23 protein-coding genes are annotated in these 21,351 nt (G+C 46.7%); 13 read left to right on the top strand and 10 right to left on the bottom strand.

Going from position 1 to position 21,351, the window contains the following annotated elements; genetic code table 11:
* Window positions 1–6: 6 nt before the first annotated feature.
* The 6 genes from ibaG to mlaF are packed head-to-tail and all read right to left on the bottom strand — an operon-like array spanning window position 7 to window position 3,311.
* Window positions 7–261 carry a BolA family iron metabolism protein IbaG gene (gene ibaG / locus ACLIIY_RS00335; RefSeq protein WP_005432865.1) on the bottom strand — a complete coding sequence of 85 codons (255 nt, stop codon included), beginning with the start codon at window positions 259–261 and terminating at the stop codon, window positions 7–9.
* 3 nt (window positions 262–264) lie between these two features.
* Window positions 265–585 (bottom strand): STAS domain-containing protein, encoded by a 321-nt coding sequence (locus ACLIIY_RS00330; protein WP_434527977.1) that lies wholly within the window; start codon window positions 583–585, stop codon window positions 265–267.
* Complete coding sequence (gene mlaC / locus ACLIIY_RS00325; RefSeq protein WP_005436387.1) at window positions 585–1,223, bottom strand: phospholipid-binding protein MlaC; 639 nt, start codon at window positions 1,221–1,223, stop codon at window positions 585–587. Before mlaC ends, ACLIIY_RS00330 begins: the two co-directional genes overlap by 1 nt.
* Before the next feature lie 3 nt (window positions 1,224–1,226).
* Window positions 1,227–1,724: an outer membrane lipid asymmetry maintenance protein MlaD gene (gene mlaD, locus ACLIIY_RS00320; RefSeq protein WP_005436386.1), complete on the bottom strand. Its 498-nt coding sequence runs from the start codon at window positions 1,722–1,724 to the stop codon at window positions 1,227–1,229.
* A 2-nt stretch (window positions 1,725–1,726) separates the two neighbouring features.
* Window positions 1,727–2,518 (bottom strand): lipid asymmetry maintenance ABC transporter permease subunit MlaE, encoded by a 792-nt coding sequence (gene mlaE, locus ACLIIY_RS00315; RefSeq protein WP_005436385.1) that lies wholly within the window; start codon window positions 2,516–2,518, stop codon window positions 1,727–1,729.
* The gene (gene mlaF, locus ACLIIY_RS00310) at window positions 2,508–3,311 is read right to left on the bottom strand and encodes a phospholipid ABC transporter ATP-binding protein MlaF (protein ID WP_038896979.1); all 804 of its coding nucleotides are present in this window, start codon (window positions 3,309–3,311) and stop codon (window positions 2,508–2,510) included. Before mlaF ends, mlaE begins: the two co-directional genes overlap by 11 nt.
* Before the next feature lie 399 nt (window positions 3,312–3,710).
* On the opposite strand from mlaF, the gene ACLIIY_RS00305 reads away from it, so the two are divergent.
* The 11 genes from ACLIIY_RS00305 (at window position 3,711) to mgtE (ending at window position 12,504) form a co-directional block, all read left to right on the top strand.
* Window positions 3,711–4,676 (top strand): calcium/sodium antiporter, encoded by a 966-nt coding sequence (locus ACLIIY_RS00305; RefSeq protein ID WP_009707637.1) that lies wholly within the window; start codon window positions 3,711–3,713, stop codon window positions 4,674–4,676.
* A gap of 35 nt (window positions 4,677–4,711) precedes the next feature.
* On the top strand, window positions 4,712–5,683 hold the full coding sequence (gene kdsD / locus ACLIIY_RS00300; protein ID WP_434527976.1) for an arabinose-5-phosphate isomerase KdsD: 972 nt from the start codon (window positions 4,712–4,714) through the stop codon (window positions 5,681–5,683).
* Between the two features lie 90 nt (window positions 5,684–5,773).
* Window positions 5,774–6,337 (top strand): LPS export ABC transporter periplasmic protein LptC, encoded by a 564-nt coding sequence (gene lptC / locus ACLIIY_RS00295; RefSeq protein WP_009707639.1) that lies wholly within the window; start codon window positions 5,774–5,776, stop codon window positions 6,335–6,337.
* Window positions 6,318–6,812 (top strand): lipopolysaccharide transport periplasmic protein LptA, encoded by a 495-nt coding sequence (gene lptA / locus ACLIIY_RS00290; RefSeq protein ID WP_005436379.1) that lies wholly within the window; start codon window positions 6,318–6,320, stop codon window positions 6,810–6,812. The genes lptC and lptA overlap by 20 nt, the downstream gene beginning before the upstream one ends.
* 1 nt (window position 6,813) lies before the next feature.
* The gene (gene lptB, locus ACLIIY_RS00285; RefSeq protein WP_005432855.1) at window positions 6,814–7,539 is read left to right on the top strand and encodes an LPS export ABC transporter ATP-binding protein; all 726 of its coding nucleotides are present in this window, start codon (window positions 6,814–6,816) and stop codon (window positions 7,537–7,539) included.
* 50 nt (window positions 7,540–7,589) lie between these two features.
* Window positions 7,590–9,065: an RNA polymerase factor sigma-54 gene (locus ACLIIY_RS00280; protein WP_122068796.1), complete on the top strand. Its 1,476-nt coding sequence runs from the start codon at window positions 7,590–7,592 to the stop codon at window positions 9,063–9,065.
* A gap of 24 nt (window positions 9,066–9,089) precedes the next feature.
* Complete coding sequence (hpf, locus tag ACLIIY_RS00275; RefSeq protein ID WP_005432838.1) at window positions 9,090–9,377, top strand: ribosome hibernation promoting factor; 288 nt, start codon at window positions 9,090–9,092, stop codon at window positions 9,375–9,377.
* A gap of 2 nt (window positions 9,378–9,379) precedes the next feature.
* A complete protein-coding gene (gene ptsN / locus ACLIIY_RS00270) occupies window positions 9,380–9,826 on the top strand; it encodes a PTS IIA-like nitrogen regulatory protein PtsN (protein ID WP_020195889.1) in 447 nt (148 codons plus the stop codon).
* Window positions 9,827–9,840: 14 nt separating this feature from the next.
* Window positions 9,841–10,704 carry an RNase adapter RapZ gene (gene rapZ, locus ACLIIY_RS00265; protein WP_005442214.1) on the top strand — a complete coding sequence of 288 codons (864 nt, stop codon included), beginning with the start codon at window positions 9,841–9,843 and terminating at the stop codon, window positions 10,702–10,704.
* A 2-nt stretch (window positions 10,705–10,706) separates the two neighbouring features.
* Window positions 10,707–10,982: an HPr family phosphocarrier protein gene (locus ACLIIY_RS00260; protein WP_434527975.1), complete on the top strand. Its 276-nt coding sequence runs from the start codon at window positions 10,707–10,709 to the stop codon at window positions 10,980–10,982.
* Window positions 10,983–11,148: 166 nt separating this feature from the next.
* Window positions 11,149–12,504, top strand: coding sequence for a magnesium transporter (mgtE, locus tag ACLIIY_RS00255; protein ID WP_005432861.1), 1,356 nt, complete (start codon window positions 11,149–11,151; stop codon window positions 12,502–12,504).
* 83 nt (window positions 12,505–12,587) lie between these two features.
* Here the strand turns inward: mgtE and pmbA are convergent, their stop codons facing one another.
* Window positions 12,588–13,931, bottom strand: coding sequence for a metalloprotease PmbA (gene pmbA / locus ACLIIY_RS00250; protein ID WP_005442211.1), 1,344 nt, complete (start codon window positions 13,929–13,931; stop codon window positions 12,588–12,590).
* Between the two features lie 110 nt (window positions 13,932–14,041).
* On the opposite strand from pmbA, the gene yjgA reads away from it, so the two are divergent.
* The gene (gene yjgA, locus ACLIIY_RS00245; RefSeq protein ID WP_005442209.1) at window positions 14,042–14,569 is read left to right on the top strand and encodes a ribosome biogenesis factor YjgA; all 528 of its coding nucleotides are present in this window, start codon (window positions 14,042–14,044) and stop codon (window positions 14,567–14,569) included.
* Window positions 14,570–14,634: 65 nt separating this feature from the next.
* On the opposite strand, the gene ACLIIY_RS00240 is transcribed toward yjgA, so the two are convergent.
* The gene (locus ACLIIY_RS00240) at window positions 14,635–15,597 is read right to left on the bottom strand and encodes a D-2-hydroxyacid dehydrogenase (protein ID WP_434527974.1); all 963 of its coding nucleotides are present in this window, start codon (window positions 15,595–15,597) and stop codon (window positions 14,635–14,637) included.
* 32 nt (window positions 15,598–15,629) lie between these two features.
* Window positions 15,630–16,382: a bifunctional tRNA pseudouridine(32) synthase/23S rRNA pseudouridine(746) synthase RluA gene (gene rluA, locus ACLIIY_RS00235; RefSeq protein WP_434527973.1), complete on the bottom strand. Its 753-nt coding sequence runs from the start codon at window positions 16,380–16,382 to the stop codon at window positions 15,630–15,632.
* Between the two features lie 241 nt (window positions 16,383–16,623).
* On the opposite strand from rluA, the gene ACLIIY_RS00230 reads away from it, so the two are divergent.
* Complete coding sequence (locus ACLIIY_RS00230; RefSeq protein ID WP_009707642.1) at window positions 16,624–17,889, top strand: NRAMP family divalent metal transporter; 1,266 nt, start codon at window positions 16,624–16,626, stop codon at window positions 17,887–17,889.
* Window positions 17,890–17,987: 98 nt separating this feature from the next.
* Here ACLIIY_RS00230 and rapA read toward each other — a convergent pair whose 3' ends face one another.
* Window positions 17,988–20,897 carry an RNA polymerase-associated protein RapA gene (rapA, locus tag ACLIIY_RS00225; protein ID WP_009707643.1) on the bottom strand — a complete coding sequence of 970 codons (2,910 nt, stop codon included), beginning with the start codon at window positions 20,895–20,897 and terminating at the stop codon, window positions 17,988–17,990.
* Between the last annotated feature and the right edge of the window lie 454 nt (window positions 20,898–21,351).

Below are 21,351 nucleotides of genomic sequence, written 5' to 3'. Positions count from 1 at the left end.
TAAACCTTAAAGCGACATTAGCTTCTTATCACGAGCCCACTCTTCTGGAGTGAACGCTTTGATCGATAGCGCGTGAATGTCGTTACGCTGGATGTAATCCATCAGAGGACCGTAAATTAACTGCTGCTTCTTAACGCGGCTCATTCCATCGAAACAAGCATCAACAGCAACCACCTCATAGTGGCTACCTTCACCTTTTACATGCACTTCTTGAAGGTTTAGTGCTTCTTCTAGTAACTGTTGTACTTTTGCGCTATCCACAATTTACCCCTGATAATTCTGTATATGTTTGGCCACTAAAGATTCAACGTTGCTCAGCTGAAACAAAGTGCGCAATTGCGCCGGCACGAAACTGAGCATTATATGACAGTTTTGCTTTTTTGCATGCTCTAATAAGTGGATTAACATCACCATTCCCGCAGAGTCAATGCGTTCAATCTCTTGGAGCGAGCATTCTAGCTCGGTTTGAGAAGGTTGCCATTGCTGTGCCACCGCCCACAATGCGGGCACTGTATCGCGATCCAGCGCCCCTGTAAGCTTAAGAATGTTTGTTTGTAAATGCCACTGAGAATGAGACTGCGCCATTACTTTGCTGCCTCGAAGCGAATTGGCTGTGCTGCCAGTTTCTCTAAATCTTTTGCGACCGCAAGAATACCGTCTTGGCGAATCTGAGTATTCCACTCTGATTGCTTGCTCGATAGTAAGCTAATACCTTCTGCAACCATGTCGAATGCTAACCATTCACCGGTTTTCTTATCTTTACGCAGTTTGAACTCAAGTTTGATATTTGGACGCGGCGCGTCAATGATATCGACTTTGATGCTCGTGATGCGCTTAGAAGGGTCCAGTTTTGGCTCAGGGCCAAATTCAATTTGCTGATCCGTATATTGTGTTAACACTTGCGCGTATGAAGTCACCAAATAAGCACGGAATGCTGTGATGAATTCACCCACATCTTCACGCTTCGCCCCTTTCAAGTTTGGACCAAGCAGTTTCAATGCCGCATAGCGATCGTTGACGTAAGGCATCAGCTCTTCTTCAACAATGGTTTTGAGCAAGTTTGGATCTTGTTTGATTTGCGGTTGCTCGTTTTTCAGACGCTCAAACGTCACTTCAGCAACCTGCTTCATCATTGAATATGGCTGAGTTTTATCTACTTCAGCTGCCACTGCGCCAAAAGCAGTAAACGCCGCTACGAATGAAAGTAATAGTCTAGAAAACATGGGTTATTCCTTACTCGTGTCACCAGAATCGCCTGAACCACCAATGCTGTACAGTACCTGACCAATCAGGTCTTCTAATACTAATGCAGATTTGGTGTCTTCGATGGTATCACCATCAACAAGCATTTCTTCATCGTCAAAAACAAAGCCCGGAACCAAGCCAATGTACTGCTCACCAATCAATCCTGATGTCAAAATTTGCACACTAGAAGTTTCAGGGAACTGGTTATACTGGCTGTTAATCGACAAGCTCACGACCGGTAATAGGCTATCAGGGTTAAGTGTAATGTTACTTACACGACCGATAACAACGCCACCAACTTTCACTGGAGAGCGAACTTTCAAACTACCAATATTATCGAACTCGGCTTTCAGGGTGTAAGTATTGCCAGAGCCAATGCTTTTTACGTCAGCAACCTGAAAAATCATCACAAGAATCGCGCAAATTCCTGCTAATACAAAGCTGCCAACCCATAATTCTGTTTTACGTGTTTGTTGCATGATTAATTCCCAAACATCAATGCGGTCAGTACAAAGTCTAGTCCCAGTACTGCTAAAGAAGAATGCACAACAGTGCGCGTCGTTGCTCGGCTGATCCCTTCCGAAGTTGGAATAGCGTCATAGCCATTAAATAGAGCGATCCAAGTAACGGTAATCGCGAACACAATACATTTGATCATGCTGTTACCGATGTCTTGACCTAGTTCAACCGAAGATTGCATCGCAGCCCAAAAGCTGCCGTGGTCTACGCCTTTCCAATCCACACCGACAATCTGAGCTCCCCAAATGCCAACCGCCATAAAGATCATAGCCAATAGAGGCATTGAGATGACACCAGCCCAAAAACGCGGTGCGATAACACGTTTTAGTGGATCGACGGCCATCATTTCCATACTAGAAAGCTGCTCCGTTGCTTTCATGAGTCCGATTTCTGCTGTTAGAGCAGAGCCAGCACGGCCAGCAAACAAAAGCGCCGTAACAACAGGGCCAAGTTCACGTAGCAACGATAGAGCCACCATTTGACCAAGGCTACCTTCTGCACCATAGTCCACCAGCACAACATAACCTTGCAGACTAAGCACCATACCGATAAACAAACCCGAAACGACGATAATCGCCAATGACTGAACGCCAACCGAGTAAAGCTGCTTAATCAGTAACGGAAAGTTTTTTATTGGCTGAGGTCGAGTCACCAAGGCGCCAATGAGCATTAAAGTCGCACGACCAAACGCTTCACAGATAGCGAGTGTGCGTCTTCCTAAAGAAGCGACAAATTGAATAAAGCTATCGGCCATCAAATAAGTCCTTTTCGATACTTTGAGCAGGGAAGCGGAATGGTACTGGCCCATCAGCTTCACCTTTTAAGAATTGCTGCACGCGAGGATCAGGGTTATCTCTCAGTTCTTGCGGCGTACCAAAGGCTATGATTTTGCCATCGGCCATCAAGTAAACCCAATCGGCAATACTCATCACTTCAGGAACGTCGTGAGAAACAACAATTGAAGTCAGGCCTAGCGCTCGATTTAAATTGCTGATCAATTCGACCAGCACACCCATGGTGATTGGGTCCTGCCCTACAAACGGCTCATCGTACATGATGAGGTCAGGGTCAAGTGCAATTGCACGCGCTAACGCAGCACGTCGCGCCATACCACCAGATAATTCGCTAGGCATCAGCTTTGCCGCACCACGTAAGCCAACGGCCTCAAGCTTTAGCAGCACCATGGTGCGGATGAATTCTTCAGAAAGCTCTGTGTGTTCACGTAAAGGAAACGCCACGTTGTCGAACACGTTCAAGTCAGTAAACAAAGCGCCCGACTGAAATAACATGCTCATCTTCTTTCGAGCGTGATAAAGCTTTTTACGAGATAGTGATGGGATATTGTCGCCATCAAACCAGATCTCTCCTTGCTCAGGATAAAGCTGCCCGCCTATCAGGCGCAGCAGTGTCGTTTTACCAATCCCCGACGGCCCCATAATGGCGGTCACTTTTCCTTTTGGCACATGCAAATCAACGCCATCGAAGATCTTGCGTTCGCCACGTGAAAAAGTGAGATTGTTAACGGTAACTAAATCGTTGTTCGACATACTATCTCTTCTACTGTTTGTGAGCGGTTCTCACAGAGTTGCAATCCAACTCAACCCCGATTGTTTTCAAGATATTACGTCGAGAATATCCTAAAGTGACTTCGGTACACTTATTAGGCTGCAATCATAAGCACATTGAACGTTAATTAAAAGCACTGTTCAATTAAATAAAGCCCGCGAAATTCAAGCAATTCTTCATAAATTATGACGAAATGACAGGAAGGTGTTTATATCCCATGCCAGATTAACCGTATTCTGAACGACGAGTATATGAGCAACAATTAAACACAATTTCGTTACTAACCTTTAATTTATTTGTTGTTTATCTTCCATTTTTGGCCGCAAAAGGTCAAAATTAGCGGTTACTCATTTCACTTATTTTATTACTTAGGAATCATCATGCTCGAAGCCGTAGCGTTGCTTATCGTCGGTCTTGTTTTACTTGTTTGGAGTGCAGATAAACTTGTTTTTGGTTCTGCCGCTCTGGCCCGCAACGTCGGTATTTCACCTCTAGTGATCGGTATGACCATTCTAGCAATGGGCTCTTCGGCACCAGAAATGATGGTTTCTGCGACTGCAGCATGGGATGGCAAAACCGACACAGCTGTAGGTAACGTTCTGGGGTCGAACATTGCCAACATCGCTCTGATCCTAGGTATTACAGCCCTAATTAAACCGCTTTCTATCAGTTCTGCCGTTATTCGTCGTGAACTGCCTTTGATGATAGCAGTGACGGTTCTAGCGGGTATCTTACTTTGGGATAGTCATCTAGGTTTCTACGAAGGTGTACTGCTGTTTGTTTTGTTTGGTGGCTTCTTATTTGCCATGCTGCAAATCAGCCGCAAAGAACAAAAAGCGGGCGATGCTTTCGTTGATGAGCAAGAGTCTGAAGTTCCAGACGGTGTGAGCAACTCAAAAGCCGTTATGTGGGTAGTGATTGGCTTGATACTGCTTCCTTTGGCAGCAAGCATGCTGGTTGATAACGCCGTGGTTATTGCTAAGTACTTCGGCATGAGTGATCTCGTGATCGGCCTAACCATCATTGCCATTGGTACAAGTCTTCCTGAACTTGCAGCTTCTCTCGCTGGCGTTCTAAAAGGCGAAGACGACATGGCTGTGGGTAACATAATCGGCTCAAACGTATTCAATATTCTTGCGGTAATGGGCCTACCAGGCATCATTAACCCTTCAACCTTGAGCGAATACGCAATGGGTCGTGACTTTTGGGTGATGCTAGGTGTATCTCTACTCTTGGTAGCGATGTGTCTTGGTAAATCACGCAGCATTAACCGCCTTGAAGGTGGCATCCTGTTTGTGTGTTTCTTGGCTTACCAAGTGTACCTATTCGCAAACATGGCCGCTTAATAACATAATAAGTAAAGACAAATTGGAGCACTGATATGTCCACTCAATTTGATTTTCGCGCTGCTGCTAAACAAGTTCTCGATATCGAAGTAACGGCCTTACAACAACTTGACCAATACTTTGACGCGCAGTTTGAACAAGCTTGCGAATTGATTCTTTCCAATAACGGCAAAGTTGTCGTAATGGGCATGGGCAAATCAGGTCATATCGGCAACAAAATTGCTGCGACCCTTGCGAGCACTGGCACTTCGGCATTTTTCGTTCATCCTGGTGAAGCTGCGCATGGTGACCTAGGCATGATCAGCGCGGGTGATATTGTTATTGCGATTTCAAACTCGGGAGAGTCTCATGAGATTTTGTCTCTATTCCCAGTTTTGAAACGCCTAAACATCAAAATCATCAGCATAACAGGCAAGCCAGAATCAAATATGGCGAAACTGTCCGATCTGCATTTGCAAATTACAGTCCCTAAAGAAGCTTGTCCGCTGGGCCTTGCTCCAACAAGCAGCACAACGGCGACGTTGGTAATGGGCGATGCCCTTGCAGTTGCACTATTGCAAGCTCGTGGTTTTTCAGCAGAAGACTTTGCCTTGTCACATCCCGGCGGTGCACTGGGAAGAAAATTGCTGCTTAAACTGTCTGATATAATGCACTTCGGTAATGCACTACCAAAAGTATCACCGGATGCTCTGATTCGTGACGCCTTACTCGAGATTTCGGAAAAAGGCTTGGGTATGACCGCTATTGTCGATGAGCACGATGCTATGCTTGGTATATTCACCGATGGTGATTTGCGCCGTACTCTGGACAAACGCATTGATATCCATACCACAGCGATCGGTGACGTAATGACGAAGAACCCTACCACCGCGCACCCAGAAATGCTGGCAGTGGAAGGGCTAAACTTAATGCAAGACAAGAACATCAATGCTCTGATCTTGTGCGATAACAATAAAATTGTTGGCGCACTGAATATGCATGATTTACTTAAAGCAGGCGTGATGTAAGATCACGCCCCCAAAAGACTTAACGAATTGATTTAACAGATTAAGGCAATGGTCAGGGAAGTACTGAGCTAAGATAAAGGCCTTTATTTTATGAGTTTTACTCGCCTTATTTATTTGCTCTTGGTTTTTGTTGTCGCTTGGTGTGGTTATTACCTACTCACACCAAAAGGTAATGAAGATATCCAAGTAGCACCAAATTTAGAACTGCCTATGTTCAGTGGTACTGGACTAGAAAACATCACCTATGGTGAAAATGGTGTCCGCAGTTACATCATCCGTTCTACTAACTTGGATCATTATGCCAAGAGTGGAGACACGATTTTTAAAAGCCCAACGCTTATGGTTTACCGCGAAGGTAGCGTTGTGGAGTGGAAAGTTACTGCAACAAGAGCAGTACTAGATGAAGACCAAATTCTGACCTTGTACGACAAAGTACTTATGCAGAATCTATTGCCTGATGCGAGTTTCGACACCATGGCAACAGACAAACTGGTCATCAATCTAAGCAATCGTGATTTTAAAGCCGATCAACAAGTGATGTTGGTTGGACCGCAATTTGAAACTACCGGAGGCGCAATGCAGGGCAACTTAAAAGCTCACACTGCGACTCTGACTGATGAAGTTCAAGGTCGATATGAAACCGTTACACCTTAGCCTATTGGCATTGGTTTTAGCAGCGCCACAAGCGTTAGCACTTAAGTCGGATACTCAACAGCCGGTTTACATCAATTCAGACACCCAACAGGTGGACATGAAGAGTAATCAGGTGATCTTTAAAGGTGATGTGTCGCTTAAGCAAGGTAGCATCAATATCGATGCTGACAGAATCGTTGTGACTCGCGATCCTAAGACCGAGTCTATTAAGCAGATCCAAGCTTTTGGCAAACCTGCTAAGTTTTCTCAGTTGATGGACGATGGTAAAACACTCAGTGGTCAAGCAACTGAGCTAGACTACCGAATCTCTACTGATGAACTGACCATGAAAGGTCAAGCGCAACTAGCACAAGACGGTAATACCATCAAAGGTTCGTCGATCCGTTACCAAATTGGTCAACAGAAGCTCGTCGCTGACAGCTCGAAGGATGAGCGCGTAACCACCATCCTACAACCGAACCAAATCGAGAACTAATATGGCAGTACTGAGCGCAAAGAACCTTGCGAAGAGCTACAAAAAGCGCAAGGTCGTTACCGATGTAAGTCTCGAAGTAGAGTCTGGCCAAATTGTTGGTCTTTTGGGCCCAAACGGTGCGGGTAAAACCACATCGTTTTACATGATTGTGGGTTTGGTGCCACGTGATGAAGGCACCATTACTATCGACAATCAAGATATCAGTATCCTTCCGATGCACAGCCGCTCTCGTTTAGGTATTGGCTACCTACCACAAGAAGCGTCGATCTTCCGTAAGCTGTCAGTAGAAGACAACATCATGGCTGTTTTAGAGACTCGCCAAGAGCTTACTCGAGAAGAACGCCAAGATAAGCTTGAAGATTTGTTGGAAGAATTCCACATACAGCACATACGCACCAGTGCTGGTATGGCACTATCAGGTGGTGAGCGCCGCCGCGTAGAGATCGCTCGAGCACTGGCCGCTAACCCTCAATTCATTTTGTTGGATGAACCGTTCGCGGGTGTTGACCCAATTTCGGTTAACGACATCAAAAAAATCATTGAACACTTGCGCGATCGCGGCCTTGGCGTGTTAATCACTGACCATAACGTTCGTGAAACCTTGGACGTTTGTGAAAAAGCCTATATCGTAAGCCAAGGACACCTAATTGCATCGGGAACTCCGGATGAAGTTCTCAATAACGAGCAGGTGAAACAAGTTTATCTCGGCGAACAATTCCGTCTATGATTACATTAGGAACGGTAAGATTCTGAGCATTACAAGGTAAGTAACACTGAATGAAACCTTCATTACAACTCAAGCTAGGTCAACAGTTAGCCATGACGCCGCAGCTGCAGCAAGCGATTCGTTTGTTGCAATTGTCGACGCTCGATCTTCAACAAGAAATCCAAGAAGCACTGGACTCCAACCCGCTACTGGAAGTTGAAGAAGGCCACGAAGAGCCCCAAGCAAACGGTGAAGACAAATCAGCGTCTGAATCTGCTGATAACAGTGCGAACGAAGCCAACGATGTCTCAGAGCCCGATCTGCCAGACAGTTCAGATGTAATTGAGAAATCAGAGATCAGCTCTGAGCTAGAAATCGATACCACTTGGGATGACGTTTACAGCGCAAACACAGGCAGCACTGGCCTAGCGCTTGATGACGACATGCCTGTCTACCAAGGTGAAACTACCGAGTCGCTGCATGATTACCTTATGTGGCAGTTAGACTTAACACCTTTCAGTGAAACCGACCGCACCATTGCCCTCGCGATCATCGATGCTATCGACGACTACGGCTACCTAACCCTTTCTCCTGAAGAAATTCACGAGAGCTTCGACAACGAAGAAGTGGAATTGGATGAAGTAGAAGCAGTACGTAAGCGTATTCAGCAGTTTGACCCACTTGGCGTTGCTTCTCGCAATCTACAAGAGTGCTTGCTACTGCAACTGGCGACATTCCCTGAAGACACGCCATGGCTTGCTGAAGCGAAGATGATTCTTAGCGATCATATCGATCACCTTGGTAATCGCGACTACAAGCTTGTTATTAAAGAGACTAAGCTTAAAGAAGCTGATCTGCGTGAAGTATTGAAGTTGATTCAACAACTTGACCCTCGCCCAGGCAGCCGTATCACACCTGATGACACTGAATACGTCATTCCGGATGTGTCTGTATTTAAAGATCATGGTAAGTGGACCGTATCCATTAACCCTGACAGCATTCCGAAACTAAAAGTAAATCAACAATATGCGCAACTAGGCAAAGGCAACAGTGCGGATAGCCAGTACATTCGCAGCAATTTGCAAGAGGCAAAATGGCTGATTAAGAGCCTAGAAAGCAGAAACGAGACGCTTCTCAAAGTTGCAAGATGTATTGTTGAACATCAACAAGATTTCTTCGAGTATGGTGAAGAAGCCATGAAACCAATGGTACTAAACGATGTAGCATTGGATGTGGACATGCATGAATCGACAATCTCTCGTGTGACAACACAGAAGTTTATGCATACCCCACGTGGCATTTTTGAATTGAAGTACTTCTTCTCTAGCCATGTTAGTACAGACAATGGTGGAGAATGTTCGTCCACAGCAATTCGTGCTCTTATCAAGAAACTGGTCGCAGCGGAGAATACCGCTAAACCACTAAGTGATAGCAAGATTGCTGCTCTTCTGGCTGACCAAGGGATTCAAGTCGCGAGACGAACGATAGCGAAATATCGCGAATCCTTGGGTATCGCCCCTTCAAGTCAGCGTAAACGCCTACTTTAAGGCACCAACTGAAAAGGAAAGTCTATGCAAATCAATATTCAAGGCCATCACGTTGATCTTACCGATTCAATGCAAGACTATGTTCAATCTAAGTTTCAGAAGCTCGAAAGGTTCTTCGACCACATTAACCAAGTCCAAGTCGTACTAAAAGTTGAAAAACTCAACCAAATAGCGGAAGCTACGCTCCACATCAATCAGGGCGAAATCCACGCGTCATCGAACGACGAAAGTATGTATGCAGCAATTGATTCGCTGGTGGATAAATTAGTTCGTCAACTTAACAAGCACAAAGAAAAACTAAACAGTCATTAATCATGCAATTGAGCGAGATACTGTCACTGGACTGCACCAAAAGTGCAGTCCATTGTACAAGTAAGAAACGTGCCCTAGAGATGATCAGCCAAATTGTTGCTGAGAACACGGGCCAAGATTCTACAGAACTGTTTGAGTGTATGCTCAGCAGAGAAAAAATGGGTAGTACGGGTATCGGCAACGGTATTGCTATCCCTCACGCAAGAATGCAATCTAGCGACAAAGCCATCGCCGTATTACTGCAATGTGACGAGGCGATTGAGTTTGATGCTATCGACAACCGACCTGTCGACCTTCTTTTTGCTCTTCTTGTTCCAGAAGAACAGTGCAAAGAGCACCTCAAAACACTATCCTCTATGGCAGAACGCCTGAGCAACAAGCAAGTGCTAAAGAGCCTACGTAATGCTCAGAGTGATGAAGAACTCTACGACATTATGATTCATCAGTAATCAGGACGATCACCATGCGATTAATCGTTGTTAGCGGGCATTCCGGTGCCGGGAAGAGTGTTGCCCTGCGCGTACTAGAAGACTTGGGGTATTACTGTGTAGACAACCTACCAGTAAACTTGCTTGACGCGTTTGTTCAATCTGTATCAGAGAGCAAACAGAACGTTGCAGTAAGCATTGATATTCGAAACATTCCTAAGAAACTCAAAGAACTGAACACCACCCTAGAGAAGCTGAAAGCTGAACTGGATGTGACAGTACTGTTCTTAGACGCGAATAAAGAAACGCTCCTTACTCGCTACAGCGAAACACGACGGATTCACCCGTTATCGCTTGGTAGTCAGTCATTGTCGCTTGATCAGGCCATTGAGCTTGAACAAGAGATCTTAATGCCACTCAAAGCGCACGCTGATTTAGTACTGAACAGCAGCGGTCAATCTTTGCATGATCTCAGCGAAACGATCCGTATGCGCGTTCAAGGTCGTGATCGTAAAGACTTAGTGATGGTGTTTGAATCATTCGGTTTCAAATACGGCCTTCCTTCTGATGCCGATTACGTGTTCGATGTACGCTTCTTGCCAAACCCACATTGGGAACCGGCATTGCGCCCGCTGACTGGCTTAGATGCGCCCATCGGTGCTTTCCTAGAACAACACCAGTCTGTACTTGATCTTAAATACCAAATTGAGAGTTTCATTGAGACTTGGTTACCACTGCTAGAGAAAAACAACCGCAGCTACCTAACAGTTGCGATTGGCTGTACTGGTGGTAAACATCGCTCAGTGTACTTAACTCAAAAAATCGGTGAGTTCTTTGCAGACAAAGGCCATCAAGTACAAATTCGCCACACTTCATTGGAAAAGAACGTTAAGGAATAACGGTGGAAATAAGTCGTAAAGTATTGATCCAAAACCGCTTAGGCTTGCACGCCCGTGCTGCGGTTAAACTGGTAGAACTGGCGCAAAGCTTCGATGCGGTGATCACCATCGACAACGAAGAAGACAAAACCGCGACCGCAGACAGCGTCATGGGGTTGTTGATGCTGGAATCCGCCCAAGGACAATACGTGACTATCCACGCGACCGGCGATCAATCTGAGCAAGCCCTTAATGCAGTGTGTCATTTGATTGAAGATAAGTTTGATGAAGGCGAGTGATTCACTCGCTTTTTTATTATCTCTAGCCAGATATCCCACATAAGTTTCACCTCCTGCTTAAATTCTGATAAATAATTTTGTCGACTTTCATAAGTTGTTATTAAAAGGTGCCTAGAATTAAGTTATTATTCAAAGCATTGTAAATATCAGGAATTGGGAGGAATGAATGGCAGAGCAAATAGAATTCGACCAAGCTCACCAAGCCCTCCAAGAAGTCACTGAAGCGCTGGAAAACGGCCGCTTCGTCCATGTTCGTCGCCAACTTCAGGACATGGAGCCTGAGGATATTGCCCACCTTTTAGAAGCTTCCCCGCGTAAAAGTCGTGAGGTTCTTTGGCAACTTACCGACCCAGAAGATTACGGTGAGATTCTTGACGAGCTAAACGAAGACGTCAAAGACAGTCTTGTGTCCAAAATGGCTCCTGAAGCGCTTGCAGAAGCGACAGAAGGCATGGACACCGATGACGTGGCTTACGTACTGCGTAGCTTGCCTGACGACGTCTCACGCGAAGTTCTTTCCCAGATGGACTCTGCCGATCGTCTGCGCGTGGAAACCGCCCTATCCTACCCTGAGGATACCGCGGGTGGACTGATGAACACCGACGTAATCACTATTCGTGGTGACGTTGATGTCGACGTAGTCCTGCGTTACCTACGCATGAAAGGCGAACTACCCGAAGCGACCGATGCACTGTACGTGATAGATGATGACAGCAAACTTATTGGTGAACTGCCTATCACAACGCTGATCACGACGCAGCCTGATGTCAAAGTCAGTGAAGTCATGGAAGATGCCGATGATGCAATTACAGTAGACACCAGTGACTCTGATGTCGCCAGCCTGTTTGAACGTCGTAACTGGGTGTCCGCTCCTGTTGTCGATGAAAATCAGCACCTCGTCGGTCGTATCACCATCGATGACGTGGTCGACGTTATCCGTGAAGATGCCGAACACTCAATGATGAGTATGGCGGGTATGGACGACGACGAAGATACCTTCGCTCCGGTAGTTAAATCGGCGCGTAAACGTAGTATCTGGTTAGGTGCCAACGTACTTGCTGCACTGGCCGCCGCTTCGGTGTCGAACATGTTCGAAGCCACTCTTGATCAAATGGCCGCGATTGCAGTCTTGATGACCATTGTCCCTTCCATGGGGGGCGTGGCAGGTAACCAAACCGTTGCACTTGTTATCCGTGGCTTAGCACTCGGTCATATCGGTGACTCGAACAAACGCGAACTCTTGATGAAAGAAGCCGCCATCGGCTTGCTAAACGGCATCATGTGGGCGCTGATCATCGGTGGTATTGTGGTTGCTTGGAAAGGTAACTGGATGCTTGGCGGGATTATCTCCGCAGCCATGCTGACCAACCTACTGGTTGCGGGTGTTGCCGGTGTTACCATCCCAATCCTACTGAAGAAAATGAACATCGACCCAGCCCTCGCAGGTGGTATGGCGCTGACGACCGTAACCGATGTGATTGGTCTGTCGGTCTTCCTCGGTCTCGCAACCTTGATGATTTAGTCTTTCTAGTGAGCCGCTGATAACGAGCAATAAAAAAGCCTGATGAACACATCAGGCTTTTTAGTATCTAGCGCGTGGTAAGCTTACTCACCAGCAACCTTCATAGTATCCAACAAGATAGAACCCGTTTGGATTTGCGAGCGTGTTTCTACATCACTACCCACAGCAACAATCTGGTTGAACATGTCTTTCAGGTTACCCGCGATGGTAATTTCAGACACTGGGTATTGAATTTCACCGTTCTCGACCCAGAAACCAGCTGCACCGCGAGAGTAATCGCCAGTCACAACGTTCACGCCTTGCCCCATGGTTTCTGTTACCAGTAGACCTGTGCCTAGCTCTTTCAGCATTTGCTCGAAGTTCTGACCGGTAGAGTTCACGTACCAGTTGTGGATACCACCAGCGTGACCCGTTGGATCCATCTTCATCTTGCGAGCCGCGTAGCTGGTTAACAAGTAAGTCGCCAATACACCATCGGTGATGATTTCACGATCTTGTGTGTATACACCTTCGCTATCAAATGGGCTTGAAGCCAGACCACGTAGTACGTGTGGACGCTCAGAAATGTTGAACCACTCTGGCAATACTTGCTTACCAAGGTGATCCAATAGGAAAGAAGACTTGCGGTACAGGTTACCACCGCTGATTGCCATCACTAGGTGACCAATCAAGCCTGTCGCTACGTCCGCCGCAAACATTACTGGGTATTTACCAGTCTTAAGCTTTTGCGCATCAAGGCGGCTGATGGTTTTCTCTGCTGCTTTGCGACCGACCATCTCTGGAGACCAAAGATCGTCACGATGGCGAGCAACGGTGTAGCTGTAATCGCGTTCCATCTCACCGTTTTGACCGACACCAATCACACAACAGCTGGTGCTATGACGGCTCGATGCGTAACTTGCTAACAGGCCGTGGCTGTTACCGTAAACTTTCACACCGTAGTGACTGTCGTAGCTCGCACCATCGCTTTGCTTAATCGCATCGCTGTAGTTCAGCGCTTCTTTTTCAGCGGCAATCGCAACTTGTGCAGCGTAATCTGGATCGGGTGCGTCTGGGTGGAAAAGGTCTAAGTCAGGCACCTCTTTCACCATGTATTCTTTTGGAGCGGGACCTGCGAATGGGTCTTCTGATGTGTATTGAGCAATGTCTAGCGCCGCTAATACCGTTTGCTCAATAGCGGCTTCGCTCAAGTCAGATGTGGAAGCGCTGCCTTTGCGTTGACCACGGTAGACAGTAATGCCCAGTGCGCCATCGCTGTTGAATTCAACGTTTTCCACGTCACCCATGCGAGTGGAAACACTCAAACCCGTGCTCTTGGTGATTGCGACTTCAGCGGCATCAGACTTCGCCGCAGCGATTTCTAGTGCACGTGAAACGGCTTGTTCTAGCTCGGTACGTTGCTCAGCAACCTGCTGTTTAATATCCATTGTCTTTCACATCATGTATTCGATGTACAATAGAATAACAAGAATTTCGCTTTCTCCCCACGATTCTTGTTAAAATAGTCATAATATTAATCAAAACACAGGCAACTGAAATGGCACGTAAGAATCAAAAAGCGCCATGGGAACCAGAAGAAGAGATCATCTGGGTAAGTAAATCCGAGATGAAGCGAGACATGGAAGAGCTGCAAAAGCTTGGTGAAGAGCTTGTCGGCCTTAAGCCAGCAGTTCTCGAAAAGTTTCCATTGAGCGAAGACCTACGCGAAGCAATTGCTGATGCGCAGCGCTTTAAAAACGAAGCACGCCGTCGTCAACTGCAACGCATCGGTAAGTTAATGCGTTACGAAGATCCAGAACCAATTCAAGCGGCACTGGACAAAGTCCGCAACAAGCACTCACAAGCGACAGCCGCTCTGCACAAGCTAGAAGCGTTGCGTGATCGTGTTGTAGAAGAAGGCGATAAAGCGATTGATGACGTGATGGAACTGTACCCAGAAGCGGATCGTCAGCGTCTACGCCAACTTGCTCGCCAAGCAGCGAAAGAGAAGAAAGCGGGTAAACCAGCAAAATCTTACCGCGAAATCTTCCAAATTCTAAAAGCGCACGAAGAAGAAGAAATTTAATTCGGCGTTTAAGAAAGCAAAAAGCAGACCTTTGAGTCTGCTTTTTTCATGCCTATTTTCTGGCATTACGCCAAACGATTAAGGTTTTCGCCACGTTCAAAGGCGTTAATATTCTCTATCAGAATCTCAGCCAAACGCTGAATCGATGAATCACTACCCCAAGCAACGTGTGGCGTCAGCAATAGATTCGGTAAGTGCATATTGGCAATCAACGGATTACTCTCATCAGCTGGCTCTTGGGTAAAGACATCAAACCCAGCCCCTGCAATCTCACCTTGCTTTAAACTGTCCACTAAGGCTTGTTCATCCACCAAGCCGCCACGCCCGGTATTAATCAAGATTGATGTAGGCTTCATCAGCTTGAGTTCGGCTTCGCCAATCAAATTATGTGTTTCATCATTCAGTGGACAATGCAGAGTGATGGCGTCCGCCTGCTCCAACATCTCGGTAAAAAGAACATAGCCTTCTCGACACTCTGTTGCGCCTTTACGCTCAGCAAACAACACAGTCATGCCCAATGCTTTTGCCAATTGTGCCGTCGCCTGACCTAATGCGCCGCTGCCAACCACACCTAAGGTGCTACCTGCAACGTCTCCAATCGGATGCGTAAAGAAACAGAACTGCTTGTTGCGTTGCCACTCACCTGCAGCAATATCTTGATGATAACCAAACAAGTTACGACGCAAGGCAAACAGCATTGCGATAACGTGCTCTGGTACAGACCGAGTCGCATAGCCACGCACGTTGGCAACCGCGATGTTGTGCTCGGCGCAATAGTTTACATCGACGTTATTAAAACCCGTTGCCGCGACGGCAATCATCTTAAGGTTAGGAAGTTGAATGAGAACAGATTGGTCGAGCACCACCTTGTTGCTGATCACGATATCCGCATCAGCGAGACGCTCAATAACTTGCTCAGAAGACGTCAGATCGTATTCCACCCAATCATGGGCAAAGCTTGGACGAGGTATTTGAATTTGAGCGGGGATGGTCGCGCGGTCGAGGAAGACCACTTTAGGCAGTGACATAACAACTCCTTGTTCACTGCCTAAAGATGAATTTATGGGCGAGGCAGTGTTTTGTAATCTGGTAATTTACGCGCTGGGTCGAAATAGTCAAAGATCATCGCTTCCGCTTCCGGGTAAAAATCACAAGGAACAAAAATGCTGCGCAGCCAATAGCATTTCGGATGGTAGAAGCTCAACTCAGCGGCATGCAGTTCTAGACGCTCAGAGAAGGCTTTCGCTTCTTCAGTTGCGTAAAATTCATCGCCTACAATCGGGTGACCTAATGCCTGCATATGAACTCGTAATTGGTGTGAGCGACCTGTGATAGGCAGTAATCGTACAATCGTCGTCTTTGAACCATCAGGATGTTCTTCTCGCTTCGCTACTTGGAACAGCGTCTTAGAAGGTTTGCCATCCTCAAAACACACTTTCTGCAGGGGACGATTCGGCCAGTCGCAAATCAATGGCAGGTCGATTTCACCTTCTTCTTGCTCTAAATGCCCCCAAACGCGCGCGTAGTAAATCTTATGCGTCAATCGGTATTGAAACTGCTTTTTTAACGCACTTTCTGCACGTTTGTTTTTAGCGAGTACCATCAAGCCAGAAGTGCACATATCTAAACGATGCACTACTTGAATGTCTGGGTATTGCTCGGTTAAGCGACTCCACATGCTGTCATGATGCTCAGCAAGACGCCCCGGCACAGAAAGCAAACCAGATGGCTTGTTTACCGCCAAAATTTGCTCATCTTCAAAAACGACATCAATCCAAGGGTCGGTTGGTGGATTGTACTCAAGCATTGCCATGGGCTGGATCTCTACAGAATAAAAACGCGCTGATTATACCCAAGAGATGCCAAGATGCATGCAGAAAAATCGCTTAAATCCTGCCTCTTTTTACCATCGATATAACTTTTAGAAATAACGAAAACAGCCAAGTCAATAACGAAGAGAAAAATTAAAAAAAATCACTTCGTAAATATAAATTGACAAGCTGAGCGGTAATGTTATTTATAAGCACTAGTTGACACAAAAAGGACAATAATAAATGGAATCCGCAGTATCCGATCAACCCCAATCCAAAGTCTCGCAATTCTTCCGCTCCCTTGGTCCTGGCATTCTTATGGCCTCTGCCGCCGTCGGTGGCTCTCACCTTGTTGCATCCACCAAAGCTGGGGCGATCTACGGCTGGCAACTCGCGGCGCTCATCCTGCTGGTAAACCTTTTTAAATACCCATTCTTCCGAGCAGGCGTGCAATACACCATGGGCACAGGTAAAACTCTGGTTGAAGGCTATGCAAAGCTTGGTCGCCCATACTTGTGGTTGTTCTTGTTTCTTAGTGCTGTTTCAGCGGTAATCAATACAGCAGCCTTGTTGATGTTCAGTGCTAGCTTGTTGGGTTACTTCATTCCTTTTTCATTGTCGATGGCTTCACTCAGCATCATAGTATTGGTCACGTGCTTGGTAATCCTATTTGCTGGTCATTACAAAGCGCTAGATACGCTCTCTAAAGCCATCATGACAGTACTGACCATTGCGACTTTGCTGGCGGTGGCGATTGCATTTGGTAACCCTGTAGAGCCTGTAGCGAACTTTGAATCCCCTTCTCCGTGGTCAATTGCAGCAATCGGCTTTATCGTTGTGACCATGGGCTGGATGCCAGCACCAATCGAAATCTCTTGTTTAACGTCTGCGTGGCTAAAACGCCAAACTAGCCAACAAGAAGTTACGGCAAAATCTGCCCTGTTTGATTTCAACGTCGGCTACATCGGCACAGCGGTATTGGCTTTAGTGTTTGTATCACTAGGAGCGTTGATGCTACACGGCTCAGGCATTGAACTTAAGAGCTCCGGTGTTGGTTTCTCTCACCAGCTTGTTGGCTTGTACGCTTCGACGATTGGTGAGTGGTCACGTTACCTAATTGCAGTGATTGCGTTCTTCTGTATCTTCGGTAGTACGATTACAGTGATTGATGGCTACTCTCGTGTCATTTCAGACTCTCAGCGCCTGCTGCGTTCACAGCCAGAAACCGATCCGAAAGCGACGTCAGCCATCATGCTGATCGTATCGCTACTGGCTTTAGGTATTGTCGTTTTCTGGGCTTCGGCACTGCTGCCAATGTTGGACTTTGCCATGGTGCTGGCATTTATGACGACACCGTTCTTCGCGCTATTGAACTACATTCTCGTGAGTAAAACGGACTTACCTAAGCCATTGGCATTGGGTCGTAAATTGAAGTGGTTGTCGATTGCTGGATTGATTTACTTATTCGGCTTCTTAGCGCTGTTTATTTGGTGGAAGTGGTTGATGTAATTAGCTGCGAGCGATTAACTTAGCTCGTCGGTAAACAAAACTCAGATAAAGAAAAAGGTCTTCAATTGAAGACCTTTTTTCGTTTGTATGAACGCTGATTAGTTATGGCTGACCACAATCAGACGTAGCGAATCTAGCTGAACCTGAGCTTGGTTGATGTAACCTGTTAGCTCTTTGATTTGCTCTTCAATCGCTTCAATTTCTTCATCACGGATGTTCGGGTTAACCGCTTTCAGTGCTTGTAGACGCTCAAGCTCGGCATTCAAGCTTTGCTGCATATCTTGATGCGCTTGCTTGCGAACTTCTTCTACTTTCTGCTCAACCAATGCGTCACCCGCTTCGATTAAGCTGTGAATGTCTTTCTGTACTGATGTCACTAGCTTGCTGCCTAGGTGACGGTTTACCGGGCTAAGCTGACGGTTAAAGCCTTCAAACTCAACCTGAGAAGACAGATCATTACCACGACCGTCCATCATCATACGAATTGGTGTCTTTGGTAGGAAACGAGCAATGCCACTGCGTTTCGGTGCTTGTGCATCCACCGCGTATACCAGTTCAAGTAGGATAGTGCCGACTGGAAGCGCTTTGTTCTTCAGTAGAGAAACCGCAGAGGTACCCACACCTTCGCTCATCAGCAGATCGATACCGCCTTGAATCATTGGGTGTTCCCAACTGATGAAGTGCATGTCTTCACGAGATAGCGCAGTATCACGATCAAACGTGATTGTCGCGCCTTCGTATGGCAAACCTGGGTAACTTGGCACCATCATGTGTTCAGATGGCGTTACCACAAGTGCGTTCTCGCCTTTGTCGTCTTGGTTCAAACCAATGGTGTCGAACAGAGACAACGCGAATGTCACTAGGTTTGTGTCGCCATCCGTTGATGCGATTTTCTCAACGATTTGTTGCGCTTTATCGCCGCCATTTGAGTGCATTTCTAGTAGGCGGTCACGACCTTGCTCAAGTTGTGATTTCAGCTCTTTGTTCATCTTCGCAGATTCTTCAATCACTTCATCAAGGTTTGAAACATCACCAGACGCCAGCATTTCAATCAGCGCATCAGAGTACTTATCGTAAACCGCGCGACCTGTTGGACAGGTTTCAGCAAACGCGTTCAGGCCTTCATCGAACCAACGCGCAAGGATCGCTTGTGATGTACCTTTTAGGTAAGGCACGTGGATGTCGATATCACGCTTCTGACCGATACGATCCAGACGACCAATACGTTGCTCTAGCAAGTCTGGGTTGAACGGCAAATCGAACATCACCAGCTGGTTAGCAAACTGGAAGTTACGACCTTCTGAGCCGATTTCGCTACAGATAAGAACCTGCGCGCCGCCCTCTTCTTGCGCGAAGTAAGCTGCTGCTTTATCGCGCTCAAGGATCGACATGCCTTCGTGGAATACAGTTGCACGAATACCTTCACGCTCACGCAATGCTTGCTCAAGTTGCAGTGCGGTGCTTGCACGAGAAGCGATAACCAATACTTTGTCGCTGCGCTTCTCTTTCACTTTCTCAAGCAGCCAGTTCACACGTGAGTCGAACTGCCACCAGCTTGAATCTTCGCCTTCAAACTCTTGGAAGATTTCTTCTGGGTAAAGGTTCTTCACCGCACGAGCTTCTGGCGTCATCTTGCCACCGATCATGCCTGATACACGCATTGACGTGGTGTACTGCTGTGGAATGTCCATTGGCATTAGATGCACGTTACGCTTCGGGAAGCCTTTGATCGCTGCGCGCGTGTTACGGAACAGAACGCGACCAGTACCGTGACGGTCCATTAGGTTGTCGATCAGTTCTTGGCGCGCTGACGCTTTCGCTTCTTCATCACTGTCGCTTTCGATAATGCGGAATAGCGGCTCAACGTCTTGCTCAGAAAGCAGTTCAGTAATTTGGTTTTTCGCTTCGTCAGGCAGTTTCTCTCCAGAGAACAGCGAAGTGATAGCATCCGCCACTGGCGCGTATTGCTCTTCTTCTTCAACGAATGCGTCGTAATCGTAGAAGCGATCTGGATCTAGAAGACGTAGACGAGCGAAGTGGCTCTCACGACCAAGTTGTTCTGGTGTCGCTGTCAGTAGTAGTACACCCGCAGTGCGTTCTGCCAAGCCTTCTACCACTTGGTATTCGCGACTTGGTTTGTCTTGGCTCCACTCTAGGTGGTGCGCTTCATCGACAACCAACAGGTCCCACTCACCTTCTAGCGCTTGTTCAAAACGCTTGCGGCTCTTACGTAGGAAATCCAGTGAGCACAATACGTATTGCTGCGTATCGAATGGGTTTTCTGCTTCTGCGAACGCTTCAATACAGCGCTCTTCATCGAAGATAGAGAAGTGCAGGTTGAAACGACGCATCATCTCAACGAGCCACTGGTGTTGTAGTGTCTCAGGAACCACGATAAGAATACGCTCCGCACGACCCGCCAGCACTTGCTGGTGGATGATCATGCCTGCTTCGATGGTTTTACCAAGACCTACTTCATCCGCTAGCAATACGCGAGGCGCGTGACGACGACCGACTTCGTGTGCGATGTAAAGCTGGTGAGGTATCAAACCTGCGCGCATACCACACAGGCCACGCATTGGGCTCTTGTGTTGCTCAAATTGGTTTTGTAGCGCACGGTAGCGAAGTACGAAATTGTCCATGCGGTCGATTTGACCTGCGTACAACTTGTCTTGTGGTTTGTTAAAACGAATGTGGTTGCTTAGGAAGATTTCACGCAGCACGATCGCCGTTTCTTGCGTGTCTTCACGAGTACCGAAGTAGGTGTATAGACCTTCATCTTCCAGTACTTCTTCAACTTTTAATGACCAACCTTCTTGGCAATCGATGACATCACCGACGTTGAACGTTACTCGGGTAACTGGTGCATCGTTACGTGCGTAAACTCGGTTTTCCTCTGATGCTGCAAACATCAATGTCACAGTACGAGCATCCATTGCTACTACGGTACCTAAACCTAAATCGCTTTCCGTATCGCTAATCCAGCGCTGCCCCAAAGCAAATGTCATGAATTGACTACCTCGTTGTTGTTACTTGTTGGTCTCTACCCATCCCGATGGGCATGGATATTAGTTTAGATCTGATTCTGGCTTCTGCTATGCCAATCGTGCTTGTCATGCCACTTTGTGCTGTGCATTTTTAAGCCAGCTGAACATGATAAATCGGGCGTAGCCTATACGCAGAAAAAGGTCGCTAATCTTACTTGAAGCTGTGATTTAGGTCACGCTGAAACCGCCCAGAGGGCAAACTTTTTTTCCTGAATTAGGAATGCAATCAAATTGTAAAAAACTCATGACAATTATTAAGTTGTAAGAAGTAAATATTACGTATACTTCTATTGAGGGGCGCTTAGAGTCATCGTGCATGATTTGAGCGCATTAAGTACACGATTAGGATCAACACGGGTTTGCAGTAAGTTGTCTTGCTACTCGGTTGCGCACTAACCGACATTGCCCGACAACC

Origin of the sequence: Vibrio sp. K4 (assembly GCF_051122595.1) — a bacterium.
GTDB classification, from domain to species: Bacteria; Pseudomonadota; Gammaproteobacteria; order Enterobacterales; family Vibrionaceae; genus Vibrio; species Vibrio owensii.
The sequence above is the reverse complement of the archived record's forward strand: the minus strand, read 5'-3'. Positions and strand labels throughout refer to the sequence as shown.

Bases quoted from the DNA above. Each gene is read 5' to 3' on its own strand.
- ACLIIY_RS00330 (WP_434527977.1), bottom strand. From the start codon at position 585: ATGGCGCAGTCTCATTCTCAGTGGCATTTACAAACAAACATTCTTAAG.
- mlaC (WP_005436387.1), bottom strand. From the start codon at position 1,223: ATGTTTTCTAGACTATTACTTTCATTCGTAGCGGCGTTTACTGCTTTT.
- mlaD (WP_005436386.1), bottom strand. From the start codon at position 1,724: ATGCAACAAACACGTAAAACAGAATTATGGGTTGGCAGCTTTGTATTA.
- mlaE (WP_005436385.1), bottom strand. From the start codon at position 2,518: ATGGCCGATAGCTTTATTCAATTTGTCGCTTCTTTAGGAAGACGCACA.
- mlaF (WP_038896979.1), bottom strand. From the start codon at position 3,311: ATGTCGAACAACGATTTAGTTACCGTTAACAATCTCACTTTTTCACGT.
- ACLIIY_RS00305 (WP_009707637.1), top strand. From the start codon at position 3,711: ATGCTCGAAGCCGTAGCGTTGCTTATCGTCGGTCTTGTTTTACTTGTT.
- kdsD (WP_434527976.1), top strand. From the start codon at position 4,712: ATGTCCACTCAATTTGATTTTCGCGCTGCTGCTAAACAAGTTCTCGAT.
- lptC (WP_009707639.1), top strand. From the start codon at position 5,774: ATGAGTTTTACTCGCCTTATTTATTTGCTCTTGGTTTTTGTTGTCGCT.
- lptA (WP_005436379.1), top strand. From the start codon at position 6,318: ATGAAACCGTTACACCTTAGCCTATTGGCATTGGTTTTAGCAGCGCCA.
- lptB (WP_005432855.1), top strand. From the start codon at position 6,814: ATGGCAGTACTGAGCGCAAAGAACCTTGCGAAGAGCTACAAAAAGCGC.
- ACLIIY_RS00280 (WP_122068796.1), top strand. From the start codon at position 7,590: ATGAAACCTTCATTACAACTCAAGCTAGGTCAACAGTTAGCCATGACG.
- hpf (WP_005432838.1), top strand. From the start codon at position 9,090: ATGCAAATCAATATTCAAGGCCATCACGTTGATCTTACCGATTCAATG.
- ptsN (WP_020195889.1), top strand. From the start codon at position 9,380: ATGCAATTGAGCGAGATACTGTCACTGGACTGCACCAAAAGTGCAGTC.
- rapZ (WP_005442214.1), top strand. From the start codon at position 9,841: ATGCGATTAATCGTTGTTAGCGGGCATTCCGGTGCCGGGAAGAGTGTT.
- mgtE (WP_005432861.1), top strand. From the start codon at position 11,149: ATGGCAGAGCAAATAGAATTCGACCAAGCTCACCAAGCCCTCCAAGAA.
- pmbA (WP_005442211.1), bottom strand. From the start codon at position 13,931: ATGGATATTAAACAGCAGGTTGCTGAGCAACGTACCGAGCTAGAACAA.
- yjgA (WP_005442209.1), top strand. From the start codon at position 14,042: ATGGCACGTAAGAATCAAAAAGCGCCATGGGAACCAGAAGAAGAGATC.
- ACLIIY_RS00240 (WP_434527974.1), bottom strand. From the start codon at position 15,597: ATGTCACTGCCTAAAGTGGTCTTCCTCGACCGCGCGACCATCCCCGCT.
- rluA (WP_434527973.1), bottom strand. From the start codon at position 16,382: ATGGCAATGCTTGAGTACAATCCACCAACCGACCCTTGGATTGATGTC.
- ACLIIY_RS00230 (WP_009707642.1), top strand. From the start codon at position 16,624: ATGGAATCCGCAGTATCCGATCAACCCCAATCCAAAGTCTCGCAATTC.
- rapA (WP_009707643.1), bottom strand. From the start codon at position 20,897: ATGACATTTGCTTTGGGGCAGCGCTGGATTAGCGATACGGAAAGCGAT.